Here is a 15,476-nt window from a genome sequence, read left to right on the forward strand (position 1 = left end):
GTGGGGGCCTTACTTGCCGAGCTTGGACAGCTTGTCCTGCAGGTCGGCCAGTTGCTTCTTGATGTCGTCGAGCCCCTCGTCGCCGGCCGCCCCCGTGGCGGGCTCGCCCTCCTCGGGTGTCTTGCCGGTCATGCCGGGGACGCCGCCGCCGGTCATGGCCTTGAGGAATGCCTCCTGCTGGGCGCGAATCGTTTCCATTCCGGGCATCTGGTTGAAGGAGCTGGCGAGCGGGTTCGCCTTGGCCATGTTCTCCATCATCTTGGACTGGCCCTGCTGCAGCATCTCGAAACTGGCAGACAGGAAATCGGGGACCATCGAGGTGGCGTGGGTCGTATAGCTGCGCACGAGGTCGGTGAGGACGTTGATCGGCAGCACGTTCTCGCCGCGGCTTTCGTGTTCGGCGATGATCTGGAGCAGGTATTGCCGGGTGAGGTCGTCGCCCGATTTCAGGTCGATGATCTGCACCTCGCGGCCGTCGCGGATGAACTCGGAAATATCTTCGAGCGTCACGTAGTCCGACGTTTCGGTGTTGTACAGCCGGCGGCTGGCATACCGTTTGATCAGGAGCGGTTTTTCGTCTTCGGCCACGTGTGTCCTCCCCGGAATGCGTGCACTGCAGCGAAGCCTATGCCAGTGCAGAACAAAAAGAAAGGGCGTGTGGATCCGGAGATGGAGGAGCGCCGCACCAGGGGCGTGCGGAGCGCGCGCAAGGGAGACGGCGCGGCAGCATTCTTGACATCGAAGGCGACCGGGGCGCCATGGCGTGGCCCGGACGCCGGGGTGAGCCGGCATCCGGAAAGCGACACCGTGCCCGGTGTCAGCCTATCGCGCCCGGCTCTTATTCGCTGGCTTCGTACTCGGCCTTGCGCCGCTGTTCCTCGGCAACATAGGCATAGACCCTGTCGGCGTCGATGGGTTTCGGGACCATTTCGCCGCCCCGGTTGGCCGTCTCGACGCCTTCCGCCGCCACGGATTCTTCGTAGCTGCGGACAACGACCGGAGCGCCGACCGGCACGCGCGAATGAAGGTCAATGATGTCCTGGTTGAACAGACGAATGCATCCGGCGCTGCCCTGGTTGCCGATCGTGGCCGGGTCGTTCGTGCCGTGGATGCGGTAATAGGTGTCGCGGCCGCCCCGGTAGAGATAGAGCGCGCGGGCGCCCAGGGGGCTGGCCTTGCCGCCCGGAATGCCCCCGGCGAAGGGTGCATAGGCCTCGGGGTCGGAGCGGATCATGTTGGCGGTGGGTGTCCAGCCCGGCCACTCGGCCTTGCGCCCGATGGTGGCGCGTCCGCTGAAGCCACGGCCTTCGCGGCCGACGGCGACGGGGTAGCGAATGGCGCTTTCGGGGCCTTCGACGAAGTAGAGGAACTTGGCGTAGGGGTCGACGACGATGGTGCCGGGCGCCTCGTCGCCCTGGTATGTCACCGATTTGCGCCGGTTCGGCTCGCGCAGGTATTGCGGGTCGATCGCGTCGATGGTGATGTGCCCTTCCTGCATTTCGCCGTATTCGGGGTAAGTTGCCCCGCCGAGAGTGTCCGAGGGCATCGTTCCCGCGCAGGCAGCGAGGAAAAGGCTGCACGCCAGGAGAACGAAGTTTCTTGCTGCGGCAATGGGCATGGGTCAGTCCGATGAGTCGTTGCGATTTGGGCTCACCTTACGCCGCTGCGATCTGTTGGCAATCACTTGGTCCCGGAGGTGTGGTCATGGGGTCACAAAGCAGTTCCCACGACCGGCGAATAGCGGCCGGTTGACGTAAGTTGGCGATGGTCCGGAGGAGGCCCATCCTGATCACGCGTCAGCTTGTGGCGAATGACCGAAATCCAATTGAGTATTCTCACAGGCACGGGTAGCATTGCGCATGGCCTTGCTCGGGCCTCCCCCCTCCACTGGGGCAGCATTTGACATGCGGAGCGACACGATTCGAACCTATCCTGTTCGAGCACGCGCATAAGGAGGGATTGCGGAGACCGCTCGTAATTGGAGGTTCAAGATGAAACTGTCTTCACCAATCTACACACTCAAGCGTCAAGCAAAACTGCTCGCGCGCGACAATGGCATCAAGCTTCACAAGGCACTCAACCAGCTTGCTCGCAAAGAGGGCTTCAGGGACTGGAGCCACCTGGCGTCCAGCTATTCCAAATCAACACCCGCCAAAGCCGTTTTGAGCCAGCTCAATCCAGGCGAGTTGGTGTTGATCGGTGCGCGTCCCGGTCAAGGGAAAACCCTGCTTGGGTTGGAGCTGGCCGCATTGGCTGAGAAAAACCGTCGCAAAGGTTACGTTTATTCATTGGATTACAATGAAGTGGACGTCTGGGATCGGTTTGCGGAACTTGGGTTCGACCAAGATGCAAATGCCCGTTCAATCGTCGTTGATACCTCGGACGATATTTGTGCGTCCTACATTATCGAATGCCTCGATAATGCGCCTTGTGATGCACTGGTCGTTGTCGATTACCTGCAACTCCTGGATCAACGACGAAGCAATCCTCCGCTTGAAGAACAAATCCAAGCGCTCAAGGAATTTGCCATCGGACGAGGGGCGATCGTGGTTCTGCTCTCGCAGATCGACCGCGCTTTTGAGCTATCGTCCTGCGGCATGCCAAACATCGAAAATGTAAGGCTGCCCAACCCCGTCGATCTGTCACTTTTCGACAAGCGGTGCTTTCTGCATGATGGCGAAATCCAGTTGGAGATGGCGGCATGAGGCCTGCCTAGCCTCCTTTACGGACGTTCGGTGAATGTCCGCAACCTCCGCATAGCGGCCGGTTGACGTAAGTTGGCGATGGTCCGGAGGGCGCCCAAATTTCGCCACGCTTTGCCATTAACGTTCAGGCGTAAGGAATTTACCTTACAACCGTAAGAAATTTATTTTCAACCATAAGAAATACTTTGGAGGGATTGATGAAAACCGGAATGGTCACACTCGCAATTGGGTTCGGAATACTGGCAGCAACGGGGATCAGCTATGTCCGGGCAATCGCGTCCGAGACTGCGGTTTATACCTTTCAGGTGAAGGATGGCAGTGGCTCGATGAGCTATCGCTGCGCGATCGCGGCAACGCTGGCAAGTTCAGAGACCAACGCCCGTGCCGCTCATGCGATGTTTGAACCGGCCATGCTGACCTCTGCGCGGCTACAGGCAAAAGCCATGGTTGCCAGCATGTCGCCGGACCGTGTTTCCTCTGATGTGGTGGCCGACCTGGACAGCATCAACGCCGAGGCTGACGCGCTTCGAGGAGAAACACATCGCGAGATGCAACGTCGGTTCGGCTGCAATTACATCGGCAGCACCTGAAAACGCTCGACGTCCGTTTCTCGTCAGCCGTGTCGCCTTCGGGCTGTCCTTTCAGAAATACGGACATCAAAAAAGGGCGAGCCGGTGAGGCTCGCCCTTCGGTCATCCGGGCCAAAAGGGAGGAAGTTGACCCGTACTCGTTAAACCGTTGACCGGCTCCGCTTACTTGGCAGCGGTGGTCGAGGCTTTCTTGGCCGCGGCGGTCATGTCGTCGGTGGCTTTCTTGACGGCCTTGGAGGCGTCTTCCTGCAGGTCTTTTCCAGCAGCCATCATCAGCTCGACCGTGTCCATCTGGACCTTCTTCGCGATCTCGGCGAAGGCGGCCATGTGCTCGGCAGCCGATTCAGCGTTGGCCGACGCGAAGTCGGTCATGGCCTTGGCGTAGTCTGCCGGCTCGGATTTCGCCTTGGTGACGTCGCTGAGCTTGGACAGGGTTTCCTGGGTCCATTTGCCCGACAGCTCGGCCGACTTGGTGGCGGCTTCGAGCGCGACGCCCGACATTTTCTCGCTCAGGGCGGCCTGGTTCTTGAACGCTTCTTCCATCGCCTTGGTGTCGACGGGGAATGCGCCCATCATGTCTTTCATCATCGCGTTGATGTCTTGTGCTTGTGCTTTTGCCATTGGTACGGCTCCTATGTGTTCGGTTTCAGTCGTGTTCTGTTTGCAGGCGGTTGGTCCGCTCTTTGCATCTGCAACATATATAGATGCTGCATCGCAGCATTGCAACCCCTTTTGCTGCACTGCAGCAAAACTTTCACACGATCTGAAAAAGCGTTTCGCGTCAGGCGGTTGCCTTGCGCAAAACGTAGGTTCCGGGCGCCGGACCGAGGCTGGGATGCTCGGAATCGCCCGGTTTGCGGGCCTTTACCTTGGTGCCCGAGCGCTTGCGCAGCCAGGTTTCCCACGTCGGCCACCAGGAGCCGTCGCGCTCGGTCGCGCCCTCCAGCCACTCATCGGGCGTGGGCGGCAGGTCCTTGTTCATGTAATAGCCGTACTTCTTTTTCGACGGCGGATTGACGATGCCGGCGATGTGGCCGGACTCGGACACGATGAAGCTGCGGTCGGTCGATCCGGTCTGCATGAAGCCGCGGTAGCAGTCGCGCCAGGCGGCGATGTGATCGCTTTGGCAGGTGACGGCCATGATCGGCACGGTCACGTCGCTGATATGCACCTTTTCCCCGCAGACGGTCATGCCGTCGGTGACGAAGGCGTTGGCCTGGCAGAGGTCACGCAGGTATTGCTTGGTCATCGCGCCCGGCAGGTTGGCGCCGTCGCCGTTCCAGTAGAGAAGGTCGAAGGCGGGCGGGGTCTCGCCCATCATGTAGCTGCGGATCGCGGGTTTGTAGATCAGGTCGTTCGAGCGCAGGAAGGACATGGTGCGCCCCATGATGAACGAGCGCAGGACGCCCTGCTCTTCCACTTCGCGTTCGATGCCGTCGACGAAATCGTCCTGCAGGAAGGGCACGAACTCGCCCTGCTCGCCAAAGTCGGTGAGCGCGGTGAAGAAGGTGGCGGATTTGACGGACGTGTCGCCGCGCCTGGCCATCAGCGCCAGGGCCAGGTGCAGCGTGGTGCCGGCGATGCAGTAGCCCACGGCGTTGACCTGTTTCTCGCCGGTGATCGCCTTGGCCTCGCGGATGGCGGTCAGGAAGCCTTCCTCGATATAGTCGTCGATCAGCACGTCACTGTAAGACGCGTCGGGGTTGACCCAGGACACGACGAACAGCGTGTAGCCCTGATCGGTGATCCACTTGATCAGGCTGTTTTCCTGTTTCAGGTCGAGAATGTAGTACTTGTTGATCCAGGGCGGGAAGATCACCACGGGGGTCTTGTGGACCTGCGCCGTGGTGGGACTGTACTGGATCAGCTCCATCAGGCGGTTGCGATAGACCACCTCGCCTTCGCTCACGGCGACGTTCTCGCCCAGCTTGAAGGCCTCCTCGTCGCACAGGCGCACGACCATTTCGCCGTTGTTGGCCTCGAGATCCGCCACCAGGTTCTCCAGCCCCTTCACCAGGCTTTCACCCTCGGTCTCGAGCGCGCGTTCCAGCGCGTCGGGGTTGGTGCCCAGGAAATTCGTCGGGCTCATCATGTCGACGATCTGGCTGGCGAAGTAGGTCAGGCGCTTGCGGTCCTTGGGGTCGAGGTCGTCGGCCTCGGCCACGGCCTTTTCCACGGCCTGCCGGTTGAGCGCATATTGCTGTTTCACCAGCCGGAAATAGGGGTGGGTCCGCCACAGGGGATTCGTGAACCGCTTGTCGCCCTCCAGCGGGTCGGGATCGTCTTCGTCAGCGTCGGACGGGGGGTGACCCTGAAGCAGCGATTGCTGCGCCTCCATGAAGTGGCGCACGGATTTACCCCAGTATTCGAGCTGCTGTTCGTAGATCTTTCCGGGGTTTTCCATCAGCGCCTGCCAATAGGAGGCTGCTGCACGTGCATAAAGATCCTGCCCCGGACCGTTCAGTTCGGGCATGGGCGGATTTCGGTGGCTGAGCGCCTGAACGAGCCTTTGTGACAAGGCTTCGACCTTCTCGAGATTTTCGTTCATCCGCTCCAGATTTTTTTCATCAGCGGTGTCGGGCGTTGCCATTTCCACGAAATCCTCTAATCTTTCTGCCGTGCAGCATGGCGCAGGAGGCCTGCGTCTGGTATGCAAGTGTTAACGTCGCCCCGCCTATACAGGTCCCCGGGGCCTGCGGGACTGCGACGAATGGAACCAACTCGGTCGGTCCGGCCGAAGGAGTAAGTAATGCGTTACATGGCCACCTACGACTTGATGGAAACCATCCGCAACACCAACCAGTGGCTGGGTGCGACGGCCTATTCCATGGCATCTTACCCCATCTTCGCGCTGACCCCAAACCCTGCATTTCAGTGGTTGGCCGCCTGGGGCGAAGTGACCGAACGCACGTTCCAGCGGATGGTCGCCAAGCCCGACTGGGGAATCGAGTCGATCACCGGCGAGGACGGGCGCGATCACCTGATCAGCATCGAAACGGTGGTGGAAAAGCCCTTTGGCGACCTCATCCACTTCAACGTGCAGGGGCGCGACGAGATGGATCGCCGCGTTCTGCTGGTGGCGCCGATGTCGGGGCATTACGCGACGCTGTTGCGCTCGACCGTGAAATCCCTGCTGCCCGATTGCGAGGTCTATGTCACCGACTGGCACAATGCCCGCGACATCCCGGTCAGCGAAGGCAAGTTCGATGTCGAGGATTACACGCTCTACCTGGTGGAATTCATGCGGCATCTCGGCAATGACCTGCACGTCATTGCCGTGTGCCAGCCGGCGCCGCTGACGCTGGCCGCCACCGCCTATCTGGCCGAGCAGGACCCCGAGGCGCAGCCGCGCTCGCTGACGCTGATCGGCGGGCCGATCGACCCCGACGCCACGCCGACCGAGGTGACGGATTTCGGCCACAGCGTGACCATGGGCCAACTGGAAGGCACGATGATCCAGCGCGTCGGGTTCAAGTATCCCGGCGTGGGGCGCAAGGTCTATCCCGGCCTGCTGCAGCTGGCGTCGTTCATGTCGATGAATGCCGAGCGGCACAGCCAGGCCTTCATGAACCAGATCACCCGCGTGGCGCAGGGCGAGGCCAGCGACCGCGACCCGCACAACAAGTTCTACGACGAATACCTGGCGGTGATGGACATGCCGGCGGAGTTCTACCTGTCGACGGTCGAACGCATCTTCAAGGCGGGCGAGATCGCCAAAAACGAATTCGTGGTCGATGGCCACAAGGTGGATATCGGCGCGATCAGCAAGGTCGCGGTGAAGACGGTCGAGGGCGGCAAGGACGACATTTCGGCCCCCGGGCAATGCGTGGCGGCGCTGGACCTGCTGACCGGGTTGCCGGACGACATGAAGGCCAGCCACCTGGAGCCCGACGCGGGCCATTACGGCATCTTCGCGGGCCGATCCTGGCGCAACAACATCCGGCCGCTGGTGCTGGATTTCATCGACGCCAATTCCGAGGACCCGGCGGCGCGCAGCCGCACGAAGTCTCGCAAGGACAAGAAGAAGGCCAAGATCGCGGCGGAGTGAAGCGGCGCGCTTGGGCGGAGAGATCCCGGATCAGGTCCGGGATGACCCCGTCTTTGTCCACGCGCGGAACAAAGGCGCGGCAAAGCCGCGCCGCCGCGCGATCGCCAGACCGCCCCCCGGGCTGGCGATTGGTCGATGTAAGCGCCCAACACCGAGATTTTGCGGAGATGGCTACCATAAAGTGCCTTGAACGCCGGGCGGTTCGCCATCCCGCGGTCTGGCAATCGCGCGGCCAAGTCAAACAAACGTCATCCCGGACTTGATCCGGGATCTCGCGCTCAAAAAGGTCCTCGGGTCAAGCCCGCGGATGACAGGCTGAATTGCCGGGTTGCCCGCCCTACCCCGCCTCGACGCGCCGGTGCAGAACCAGGGGCTGTTTCAGCCAGACGCGCATCGCGGCGGTCACGGCCTCGGGGGATTCAAGCGTCGGCAGGTGCCCGGCCTCCTGCACCAGCGCAAGCTCGGCGTTGGGGATGAGACCGGCCATGAATTCGTGCCGCTTCACCGGGGTCAGGGTGTCGTGCACGCCGCACATCACCAGCGTCGGCACGTGGATCTTGCGCAGGGTCGCCTGGTAGTCGCGGCGCCGCTGCAGGGCGCGGACCTGGCGGGTGATGGCCTCGGGTCCGAGGTTCTCGGCCATCTTGGTGACCATGTGCAGGATCGAGGTGCGCTCGGCATTGGGGGCCAGGTGTTCGGGCCGCAACAGCGCCGACACGGCCTGGTCGATGAAGCCCGCCCGCAGCTTGGTGACGACGGGCTCGTAATTCGCGGCCGATTGCGGCGTCTCGGCCATGGAATTGGTGTCCATCAGGCAGAGCCGCGTCACCCGGTCCGGCGCGCGGCGCACGATTTCCAGCGCCACGATCCCGCCCATGGACAGCCCCGCCAGCGCAAAGCGGCGCGGCAGGTGGTCCAGGAGGCCCGAGGCGATTTCCTCGATCCGGTCGCCGTGGGAAATGGGCGCGACAGTGACCGGCAGGTCGGGGCTGAGCGCCGTCATCTGGGGGCCGAAGACGCGTGCGTCACACATCATGCCCGGCAGAAACACCAAGGGGTCCTTCATCGCTTTTTCCTTAACCTGCCCGCGCGCTTTGCGCTGTTTTATGGACGCGATTCTGCCACAGGCGCGCGGGAAAACCAAGAAAACTCGCGCGGGCTACGGCAATCCGCCGATCCGGCCGGGACGGTGCCGGCGCTCACGCGATGCGCTCCAGCACGTCCTCGATGGAGCGGATGATGAGCGCGAGGCAGTCGGGGTCGGAAAAGCGGTGATCGGCGCCGTCCACGAGCGTGAGGCGCATGTCGCGGCCCTTGGCGTGGTCGAGAAGGCGCAGGGCCACGGACATGTCCACATCCGCATCGGCAGTGCCTTGCAGGAAGCGCGCCGGGAACGGCAGTTTCAGGTCCGAGCGCAGGACGAGGTTGTCGCGCCCGTCCTCGATCAGGCGGTGGGTGATGATGTAGGGCTCGTCATACTCGCTGGGCGACGCGAGGCGGCCCTTGGCCTTCAGCTCGGCGCGCTGCGCCTCGGTGAAGCCGGCCCACATGCTGTCCTCGGTGAAATCGGGGGCGGCGGCCACGGTGACCAAGCCCGCGATACGGTCGGGGATGGCACGGGCCATGAGCAGGGAAATCCAGCCGCCCATGGAGGAGCCGACAAGGATTTGCGGGCCGTCGGTCAGTTCCTCGATCACCGCCTGGGCGTCCGCCGCCCAGTCGCCGATGCAGCCATCGGTGAAAGCTTCGCCGCTTTGGCCGTGTCCGGAATAGTCGAACCGCAGAAAGGCGCGGCCGGTGCGCTTGGCCCAGTCTTCGAGATGGAGGGCCTTGGTGCCCTCCATGTCGGATTTGAAACCGCCGAGAAAGACCACGCCCGGCCCGTCCCCGTCGGTCTTGTGATAGGCCAGACAACGCCCTTGCGGCGAGGTCAGCATCTTGGTCTCTGACATCTTGGGTTCCCTTTCGAGGTTTGAAGGGAACCTGTCACCCTAAGGGCGGCGTTTCAAGCCGCCAGCGGTGGTCAGAGAATGGAGCCTATCGTGCGCTCGATGCGGTCGAGCGTGTATTCCCGCTCCTGCCCCGGTTTGTCGGGGACCGCGCTGGCCGGGAAGCCGAGATAGGTGGTTCCCGCTGCTTGATCGGGATCATCCGCATCCCCCGCATCATCGGAGGTGTCGGAGCTGATATCGAAACGTGCCATTTAATCTACCGTTTTCTTTGTCCGCGTCTGCGACCCGTGGGTCCGTGCAACAAAGTTAGCATTTCATCTGGAAATGAAAATTCTCTTTATGTCACAATATGTTACAGTGAACACACGCATACGGACGAATACAGCGCGATACAATTGTATACGGCAGTATGCGGTCAGGTGACATCTCGCAGGCCCAGCGCGGCAAGGCCACCAAGCGCCGACATCGCCGCAAACCCGATGAGGGCGGCATTGGGACCGACCCAGCTGAGCGCGCCGCCGAAGGCGCCGGCCAGCAGCAGGATGATCCCGATGGCCAGGTTGGCGACGGCGGAATTCACCGTGCGCCGGTCCTCGGGCGAGATGTCGACAAGGTAGGTGGAGCGCACCTGGCGCACGCCGTGATAGGCGACCATCAGGACGAAGAGCACGCCGGGGATGAGGGCCGTGGTCTGCGCCCAACCGGCAAGGTTGGCGGCCACACCCGCCGCCATGGCCAGCGCCCCCAGAAGCCCCGCCGCGAGCAGCATCAGGCGGCTGGAGCGGTCGGCGAGCCAGCCCCAGGCGTAGGAACTGACGACCCCCGCCGCCGCGGAGGCCACCAGCAATGCGCCCAGGGTGCGCAGGTTGTTGTCGTCGCCTTGGGTGGTCATCACGGCCAGGAACGGCGGCGCAAGCGCGGTGGCGGTCAGAAGGCCGCGCACCAGGATGAAGCGGCGCAGGTTCGCGTCTTCGCGGATCACGTCGCGGAAGCGGTGCAGGCCGGTGTCGGTTTGCGGGGTGCTGTCATCCTCGTTGAGGGTCGAGAAGATCAGCGCGGCGGCGATCCAGAGGCAGGCGGCGAGCGCGATGGCGGCGATCACGGCGGCTTTGGTCTGGATCAGGCCCGACAGCATCAGCCCGGCAAAGACCAGCACCGCGATGGACGCGACCGAGCCGGCCATGCCGGTGACCGCGCCGCGCTTGGTCTGGCCCACGGTCTTGCCCAGGATGTCCTTGTAGGAGACCGAGCAGGCCGCACGGAAGACCGCCAGCGCGGCCAGAAGGATGCAGATGGCGAGCCCCGCCGCCCAGCCCTGCAGGAAAATGGCCGAGGCGGCGATGCCGGCGGCCATGAGCCCCTGCCCCGCGCTGCCCGCGACCCACATCCAGCGGCGTTGCCTGCGCTGTTCCAGCCACGGCGCGAGAAGGACCTGTGGCAGAAGCGCCCCGGCCTCGCGCAGTGGCACCAGAAGGGCGACAAGGCTGCCCGGCGCGCCGAGGACACCCAGAAGCCAGCTGAGCACCAGCTTGGGATCGATGAGACCGTCGGCAATTTTGGTGAGGCTGAGGGAAAAGATATGCCGAAGCCCGTTGCGGGCCTCGGCCTTGTCACTTTCCTGTCCTGTCAGTCGTTCGAATGTGCCTTGCACTGCGCACCGTGTCGTTGAGGCTGGTTAGCCTCCGACATAGGGCGCGGACTTGGGACGGTAAAAAACTTTTTGGTTGTGCAGCCGACCGAGGAGGTCGTGGATGCGACGGGTCACCGGCTCGGGCTGGTTCGATTTCGAGCTGTGCAGAGCGCTTTCGATCAGTTCCATATCCTCGACGGAGAGTTCGAATTTGTCGTTGTAGCGTGCCATGGTCTTCTGCTCCTTCCGATGCGGCGACGTGCGATAAGTAAACCTGAATGCACGTTTCGTTATTGTTATATAGGAGATTTCGGCGGATCGTAAAGGGGATTTTTTCTTTCCTTATCAACGGCTTTCAGGAGCGTGCGCTGCGACGCGGCGAGGCGGATTCGCATACTTTTGCACACCGAATCCGCGTTCGGACGGTCGACCGGGCCAGCGGAACGCCCAGCCTGGGCAGGCCGCGCTTGACTTGGGCCCCGGCCCGCGCCACAACCCGGGCCAAGACACCATAACCCGCAACCGGGCGTTCCGTGGGCGCCAAACTGACGAGGAGGCCAGACATGGCTCAGATCTCCCTTACCCTTCCCGATGGCAATGCGCGGCAATACGACGCTGGGGTGACCCCGGCCGAGGTCGCCGCCGATATTTCCAACTCGCTGGCCAAAAAGGCGATTTCCGCCCATGTGGACGGCAAGCACTGGGACCTGGCCTGGCCCATCGAGCAGGATGCCGAGATTTCCATCAACACGATGAAGGACGAGGACGCCGCCAACGAGCTGGTGCGCCACGACCTTGCCCACATCATGGCCCGCGCGGTGCAGGAGATCTGGCCCGAGACCAAGGTTACCATCGGCCCGGTGATCGAGAATGGCTGGTATTACGATTTCGACCGGGCCGAGCCGTTCACGCCCGAGGATCTGGGCGCGATCGAGAAGAAGATGCGCGAGATCATCAACCTGCGCGATCCGGTCCGCACCGAGGTGTGGGAGCGCGACCGCGCGGTGCAGCACTACAAGGACAATGGCGAGCCCTACAAGGTGGAACTGATCGACGCCATTCCGGGCGACGAGCCGTTGCGGATGTACTGGCATGGCGACTGGCAGGACCTGTGCCGGGGGCCGCATTTGCAGCATACCGGCCAGGTGCCGGCGGATGCGTTCAAGCTGATGTCCATCGCGGGGGCCTATTGGCGCGGGGATTCCAGCCGGCAGATGCTGCAGCGGATCTATGGCGTGGCCTTCACCGGCAAGGAAAAGCTGAAGGCGTACCTGAATTTCCTGGAAGAGGCCGAGAAGCGCGACCACCGCAAGCTGGGCCGCGAGATGAGCCTGTTTCATATGCAGGAAGAGGCACCCGGCCAGGTGTTCTGGCACCCGAACGGCTGGACGATCTATACCCAGCTGCAGGATTACATGCGCCGCAAGCAGCGCGCCGGGGGCTATCGCGAGATCAACACGCCGCAGGTCGTGGACCGCAAGCTGTGGGAGAAATCGGGCCACTGGCAGAACTACCAGCACCACATGTTCATCGTGGAGGTCGACGAGGGACGCGACGGCGAGACCGACGATGCCACCAAGTCAAAGGACACGTCCCAGACCCGCATCAACGCTCTCAAACCGATGAACTGCCCCTGCCACGTGCAGGTCTTCAACCTGGGTCTGAAGAGCTACCGCGACCTGCCCCTGCGGCTGGCCGAGTTCGGCTCGTGCAATCGGTACGAGCCCTCGGGCGCGCTGCACGGCCTTATGCGGGTGCGCGGGTTCACCCAGGACGACGCGCATATCTTCTGCACCGAAGAGCAGATTCAGGAAGAATGCGCCCGCTTCATCGACTTTCTCGCCAACATCTATGAAGAGCTGGGCTTTCCCGAGTTCGAGATCGCCTTCGCGACCCGGCCCGAAAAACGTGTCGGGACCGAAGAAAGCTGGGATTACGTCGAGGGGGCGCTTGAGAACGCGATCAAGTCCGTCGGCCGCGACTATCGGCTGGAGCCGGGAGACGGGGCGTTCTATGGCCCCAAGCTGGACTTCTACCTGACCGACGCGATCGGCCGGGTCTGGCAGTGCGGCACGTTCCAGGTGGACCCCAACTTGCCCGAGCGGCTGGATGCGACATACATTGGCGCGGATGGCGAAAAGCACCGGCCCTACATGCTGCACCGCGCGACGCTGGGCAGCTTCGAGCGGTTCATCGGCATCCTGATCGAGAACTGGGAAGGCAAGCTGCCATTCTGGCTGGCCCCGCGGCAGGTGGTCGTGGCCTCGATCGTGTCGGAGGCCAATGACTATGTGCTGGAGGTCGTGGACCAGCTGAAGGCCGCGGGCGTGCGGGCCGAGGCGGACCTGCGCAACGAAAAGATCAACTACAAGGTCCGCGAGCATTCGGTGGGCAAGGTGCCGGTGATCCTGGCCGTGGGGATGCGCGAGGTCGAGGAAAAGACCGTGTCGGTGCGCCGCCTGGGCGAGAAACAGACCAGCGTGCAGAGCCTCGAGGAGGTCACCGCTGTCCTCGCCAGGGATGCGACGCCGCCCGACCTGGCCTGAGGGGGCACATCTTGCAAAACGCGCCCCGGCCCCCGAGCCGGGGCCACCCAGCCCGAGAGGCCCCGGGTCAAGCCCGGGGCGCGATGCGCCTTAGAAATGCGCCTTGGGTTCGTCCGGTTTGCCAGCGGCGATGGCCAGCAGCCCAGCCAGACCGACGAAACCGATGGGGAACAGCGTGAAGGCCCCGATGCCGAACGTGTAGGCCATCAGCCCGGCCGAGATCAGCATCAGGATGCCGCCCCAGAGCGCGCGGGACTTGGACATGGCCGCGCCCGCAATCGCCAGCAGCGGCGAGACGAAGCTGGCGGTGCGTACCAGCCCTTCCCGGTCGAGCGCGGTGGCCAGCCCCTCGACCTCGCCGTATTCGCGGATGAACTCGGTATAGCCGAAGGTGAAGAAGCCCACGATCAGGGCGAGGCAGCCGCCGATGAGGCCCAGGACAAGTGCCGCGTTGCGCATGGTCGTCTCCTGTCTGCGTTACGTCAGCGCCGCCTGCACGTCCTTGCCCCAGCCGAGGTAGAGCGTGCCGCCATCGTCGATCAGCGGGCGTTTCATCAGCGTGGGATGCGCCGCGAGCAGGTCGAGCGGGTCGCCCGCGCGCTCGGCCTCGCTGAGGCCGCGCCAGGTGGTGGAGCGGGTGTTGAGCAAGGCTGCGCCGAATTTTCCGTGCGCCGCCCGCAGCACATCGGCGGGCACGCCATCGGCGCGGACATCGCGAAACCCGGCGTTTTCAAGAGATTTCAGCGCCTTGCGGCAGGTGTCGCAGGTCTTCAGCCCGTACAGGATCATGGTGTCGTCCGCTCACGTTTTCATCAGGTGTCCCCTACCTAAGCATTGGCCCGCCGTGTTTCACTTGCTTTTTACACGCTGTGCACAATCTTCATTACTGTGGTCTTGGTCTTGCAACCTCCGGCCGACGTGCCGGGGGCCAGCAGAGGCCCCCTTGGCCGCATGGCCCGGCATACCCGGGGAATAGAACGGCAAGAAGGAGAAGCGGAATGCCGACAGGCACCGTTAAATGGTTCAATACGACGAAGGGCTATGGCTTCATCGCCCCGGAAGAAGGCGGCAAGGACGTCTTCGTGCATATCAGCCAGGTGGAACAATCCGGAATGACCGGCCTGGCCGACAATCAAAAGGTTGAATACGAGCTTCAGGAAGGCCGCGACGGTCGGCCCATGGCGGTCAATCTGAAGGCGGTCTGAAACCGCCCGAGCGTGTGTGCGACGCGAAAGAGCGGTTCAGGCCGGGTTGTCGGCCTGAACAACGTCCCAGTTTTCCCCCATTGCGACGATGCAGGACGTGCCGGTGGCATAGGTGACCACCAGCGTCCAGCCGCCGCTGTCATCCGTCCAGACCTCCATGACCTGATCGGGACCCTGGGTGCCCCGCGCGAGACGCGACTCGCCGAACTGGCGGGTCAGCTTCTGCGTGAGGCTGTGGCTGGGCGCGCAGAGAATGTCCGCGATGGGGCTGGCCGCAACCGCCGCACCGGCGCCGAGGGCGGCCAGGGCGACGGGGACGATACACCTGAACATGGGGCTACTCCTGTAGATCACCGGGAGGCGACATGTAACAGATTCATGACGGCAAGTATAGTGCGCGTATATACGCAAAATATACGCACGTGCCCACAGGTCCGCCGCCGCAACACGAAAAAAGAGCGCACCCCCGGTACGCCCTTTCCCCGAATTTCACATCCCTCGGCGGTGGATCAGAAGCAGCCCTTCTGCCCTTCGGCGCAGTTGTAGGACTGGCGGGACTTGTGGACATAGTGCCGTTTCTTGGGCGCCGGGTGCTGCATGACCTGTTTGTAGCTTTGCGTCTGGTTCGGCGTACCGCAGGAGATGACACCGGAAATGGTGATCGGCTGCAGGCCGTAGGGGCAATAGTTTTCCTTGGAATGATAAGGGTAGATCTTGGCCTCGGCGAGCGCCGGCCCGGCGATGGCGGTCATGGCCAGAGCGGCCACGATGGGTTTAAGAATGCGCATAAGGTCCTCGTT

18 protein-coding genes are annotated in these 15,476 nt (G+C 62.9%); 5 read left to right on the top strand and 13 right to left on the bottom strand.

Annotated elements, in window-relative coordinates; all coding sequences use genetic code 11:
- Positions 1-9 precede the first annotated feature (9 nt).
- Together phaR and KUV49_RS15350 are read right to left on the bottom strand one after the other, a co-directional pair.
- A complete protein-coding gene (gene phaR / locus KUV49_RS15345) occupies positions 10-588 on the bottom strand; it encodes a polyhydroxyalkanoate synthesis repressor PhaR (RefSeq protein ID WP_222450700.1) in 579 nt (192 codons plus the stop codon).
- A gap of 250 nt (positions 589-838) precedes the next feature.
- Positions 839-1,546: a L,D-transpeptidase gene (locus KUV49_RS15350; RefSeq protein WP_222450701.1), complete on the bottom strand. Its 708-nt coding sequence runs from the start codon at positions 1,544-1,546 to the stop codon at positions 839-841.
- 445 nt (positions 1,547-1,991) lie between these two features.
- Here KUV49_RS15350 and KUV49_RS15355 point away from each other — a divergent pair, with 445 nt between their 5' ends.
- Together KUV49_RS15355 and KUV49_RS15360 are read left to right on the top strand one after the other, a co-directional pair.
- A complete protein-coding gene (locus KUV49_RS15355) occupies positions 1,992-2,705 on the top strand; it encodes a DNA helicase (protein ID WP_222450702.1) in 714 nt (237 codons plus the stop codon).
- A 197-nt stretch (positions 2,706-2,902) separates the two neighbouring features.
- Positions 2,903-3,295, top strand: coding sequence for a hypothetical protein (locus KUV49_RS15360; protein ID WP_222450703.1), 393 nt, complete (start codon positions 2,903-2,905; stop codon positions 3,293-3,295).
- 162 nt (positions 3,296-3,457) lie between these two features.
- On the opposite strand, the gene KUV49_RS15365 is transcribed toward KUV49_RS15360, so the two are convergent.
- Together KUV49_RS15365 and KUV49_RS15370 are read right to left on the bottom strand one after the other, a co-directional pair.
- A complete protein-coding gene (locus KUV49_RS15365) occupies positions 3,458-3,916 on the bottom strand; it encodes a phasin family protein (protein WP_152492954.1) in 459 nt (152 codons plus the stop codon).
- A 160-nt stretch (positions 3,917-4,076) separates the two neighbouring features.
- Entirely contained in the window at positions 4,077-5,885 is a 1,809-nt protein-coding gene (locus KUV49_RS15370; RefSeq protein ID WP_222450704.1) for a PHA/PHB synthase family protein, read from the bottom strand.
- 159 nt (positions 5,886-6,044) lie between these two features.
- Between KUV49_RS15370 and phaZ the strand changes: the two genes are divergently transcribed.
- A complete protein-coding gene (gene phaZ, locus KUV49_RS15375; RefSeq protein WP_222450705.1) occupies positions 6,045-7,343 on the top strand; it encodes a polyhydroxyalkanoate depolymerase in 1,299 nt (432 codons plus the stop codon).
- Between the two features lie 337 nt (positions 7,344-7,680).
- On the opposite strand, the gene KUV49_RS15380 is transcribed toward phaZ, so the two are convergent.
- From KUV49_RS15380 to KUV49_RS15400, 5 genes are all read right to left on the bottom strand, one after another.
- Entirely contained in the window at positions 7,681-8,409 is a 729-nt protein-coding gene (locus tag KUV49_RS15380) for an alpha/beta fold hydrolase (RefSeq protein WP_222450706.1), read from the bottom strand.
- A 133-nt stretch (positions 8,410-8,542) separates the two neighbouring features.
- Positions 8,543-9,295 carry an alpha/beta hydrolase gene (locus tag KUV49_RS15385; protein WP_222450707.1) on the bottom strand — a complete coding sequence of 251 codons (753 nt, stop codon included), beginning with the start codon at positions 9,293-9,295 and terminating at the stop codon, positions 8,543-8,545.
- A 71-nt stretch (positions 9,296-9,366) separates the two neighbouring features.
- Positions 9,367-9,546 (bottom strand): hypothetical protein, encoded by a 180-nt coding sequence (locus KUV49_RS15390; protein ID WP_222450708.1) that lies wholly within the window; start codon positions 9,544-9,546, stop codon positions 9,367-9,369.
- A gap of 164 nt (positions 9,547-9,710) precedes the next feature.
- Positions 9,711-10,946, bottom strand: coding sequence for an MFS transporter (locus tag KUV49_RS15395; RefSeq protein ID WP_222450709.1), 1,236 nt, complete (start codon positions 10,944-10,946; stop codon positions 9,711-9,713).
- Between the two features lie 24 nt (positions 10,947-10,970).
- Entirely contained in the window at positions 10,971-11,156 is a 186-nt protein-coding gene (locus KUV49_RS15400) for a hypothetical protein (RefSeq protein WP_222450710.1), read from the bottom strand.
- A 332-nt stretch (positions 11,157-11,488) separates the two neighbouring features.
- On the opposite strand from KUV49_RS15400, the gene thrS reads away from it, so the two are divergent.
- Positions 11,489-13,471, top strand: a complete 1,983-nt coding sequence (thrS, locus tag KUV49_RS15405) for a threonine--tRNA ligase (protein WP_222450711.1) — start codon at positions 11,489-11,491, stop codon at positions 13,469-13,471.
- A 90-nt stretch (positions 13,472-13,561) separates the two neighbouring features.
- Here the strand turns inward: thrS and KUV49_RS15410 are convergent, their stop codons facing one another.
- Positions 13,562-13,930, bottom strand: a complete 369-nt coding sequence (locus KUV49_RS15410; protein ID WP_222450712.1) for a hypothetical protein — start codon at positions 13,928-13,930, stop codon at positions 13,562-13,564.
- An 18-nt stretch (positions 13,931-13,948) separates the two neighbouring features.
- Positions 13,949-14,260: an arsenate reductase family protein gene (locus KUV49_RS15415; protein ID WP_152492963.1), complete on the bottom strand. Its 312-nt coding sequence runs from the start codon at positions 14,258-14,260 to the stop codon at positions 13,949-13,951.
- Between the two features lie 209 nt (positions 14,261-14,469).
- On the opposite strand from KUV49_RS15415, the gene KUV49_RS15420 reads away from it, so the two are divergent.
- Positions 14,470-14,676 carry a cold-shock protein gene (locus tag KUV49_RS15420; protein ID WP_057790118.1) on the top strand — a complete coding sequence of 69 codons (207 nt, stop codon included), beginning with the start codon at positions 14,470-14,472 and terminating at the stop codon, positions 14,674-14,676.
- A gap of 36 nt (positions 14,677-14,712) precedes the next feature.
- On the opposite strand, the gene KUV49_RS15425 is transcribed toward KUV49_RS15420, so the two are convergent.
- Together KUV49_RS15425 and KUV49_RS15430 are read right to left on the bottom strand one after the other, a co-directional pair.
- Positions 14,713-15,009, bottom strand: coding sequence for a hypothetical protein (locus KUV49_RS15425; protein ID WP_222450713.1), 297 nt, complete (start codon positions 15,007-15,009; stop codon positions 14,713-14,715).
- 176 nt (positions 15,010-15,185) lie between these two features.
- Positions 15,186-15,464, bottom strand: coding sequence for a hypothetical protein (locus KUV49_RS15430; protein ID WP_261391246.1), 279 nt, complete (start codon positions 15,462-15,464; stop codon positions 15,186-15,188).
- Positions 15,465-15,476: the final 12 nt, after the last annotated feature.

The sequence above is a fragment of the Roseovarius atlanticus genome (assembly GCF_019802205.1).
In the GTDB taxonomy this organism is placed as follows: Bacteria; Pseudomonadota; Alphaproteobacteria; order Rhodobacterales; family Rhodobacteraceae; genus Roseovarius; species Roseovarius atlanticus_A.

Bases quoted from the DNA above. Each gene is read 5' to 3' on its own strand.
- phaZ (WP_222450705.1), top strand. From the start codon at position 6,045: ATGCGTTACATGGCCACCTACGACTTGATGGAAACCATCCGCAACACC.
- KUV49_RS15420 (WP_057790118.1), top strand. From the start codon at position 14,470: ATGCCGACAGGCACCGTTAAATGGTTCAATACGACGAAGGGCTATGGC.
- KUV49_RS15400 (WP_222450710.1), bottom strand. From the start codon at position 11,156: ATGGCACGCTACAACGACAAATTCGAACTCTCCGTCGAGGATATGGAA.
- KUV49_RS15415 (WP_152492963.1), bottom strand. From the start codon at position 14,260: ATGATCCTGTACGGGCTGAAGACCTGCGACACCTGCCGCAAGGCGCTG.
- KUV49_RS15365 (WP_152492954.1), bottom strand. From the start codon at position 3,916: ATGGCAAAAGCACAAGCACAAGACATCAACGCGATGATGAAAGACATG.
- KUV49_RS15390 (WP_222450708.1), bottom strand. From the start codon at position 9,546: ATGGCACGTTTCGATATCAGCTCCGACACCTCCGATGATGCGGGGGAT.
- KUV49_RS15425 (WP_222450713.1), bottom strand. From the start codon at position 15,009: ATGTTCAGGTGTATCGTCCCCGTCGCCCTGGCCGCCCTCGGCGCCGGT.
- KUV49_RS15410 (WP_222450712.1), bottom strand. From the start codon at position 13,930: ATGCGCAACGCGGCACTTGTCCTGGGCCTCATCGGCGGCTGCCTCGCC.
- KUV49_RS15430 (WP_261391246.1), bottom strand. From the start codon at position 15,464: ATGCGCATTCTTAAACCCATCGTGGCCGCTCTGGCCATGACCGCCATC.
- KUV49_RS15380 (WP_222450706.1), bottom strand. From the start codon at position 8,409: ATGAAGGACCCCTTGGTGTTTCTGCCGGGCATGATGTGTGACGCACGC.
- KUV49_RS15355 (WP_222450702.1), top strand. From the start codon at position 1,992: ATGAAACTGTCTTCACCAATCTACACACTCAAGCGTCAAGCAAAACTG.
- KUV49_RS15360 (WP_222450703.1), top strand. From the start codon at position 2,903: ATGAAAACCGGAATGGTCACACTCGCAATTGGGTTCGGAATACTGGCA.
- KUV49_RS15350 (WP_222450701.1), bottom strand. From the start codon at position 1,546: ATGCCCTCGGACACTCTCGGCGGGGCAACTTACCCCGAATACGGCGAA.
- KUV49_RS15370 (WP_222450704.1), bottom strand. From the start codon at position 5,885: ATGGCAACGCCCGACACCGCTGATGAAAAAAATCTGGAGCGGATGAAC.
- thrS (WP_222450711.1), top strand. From the start codon at position 11,489: ATGGCTCAGATCTCCCTTACCCTTCCCGATGGCAATGCGCGGCAATAC.
- KUV49_RS15385 (WP_222450707.1), bottom strand. From the start codon at position 9,295: ATGTCAGAGACCAAGATGCTGACCTCGCCGCAAGGGCGTTGTCTGGCC.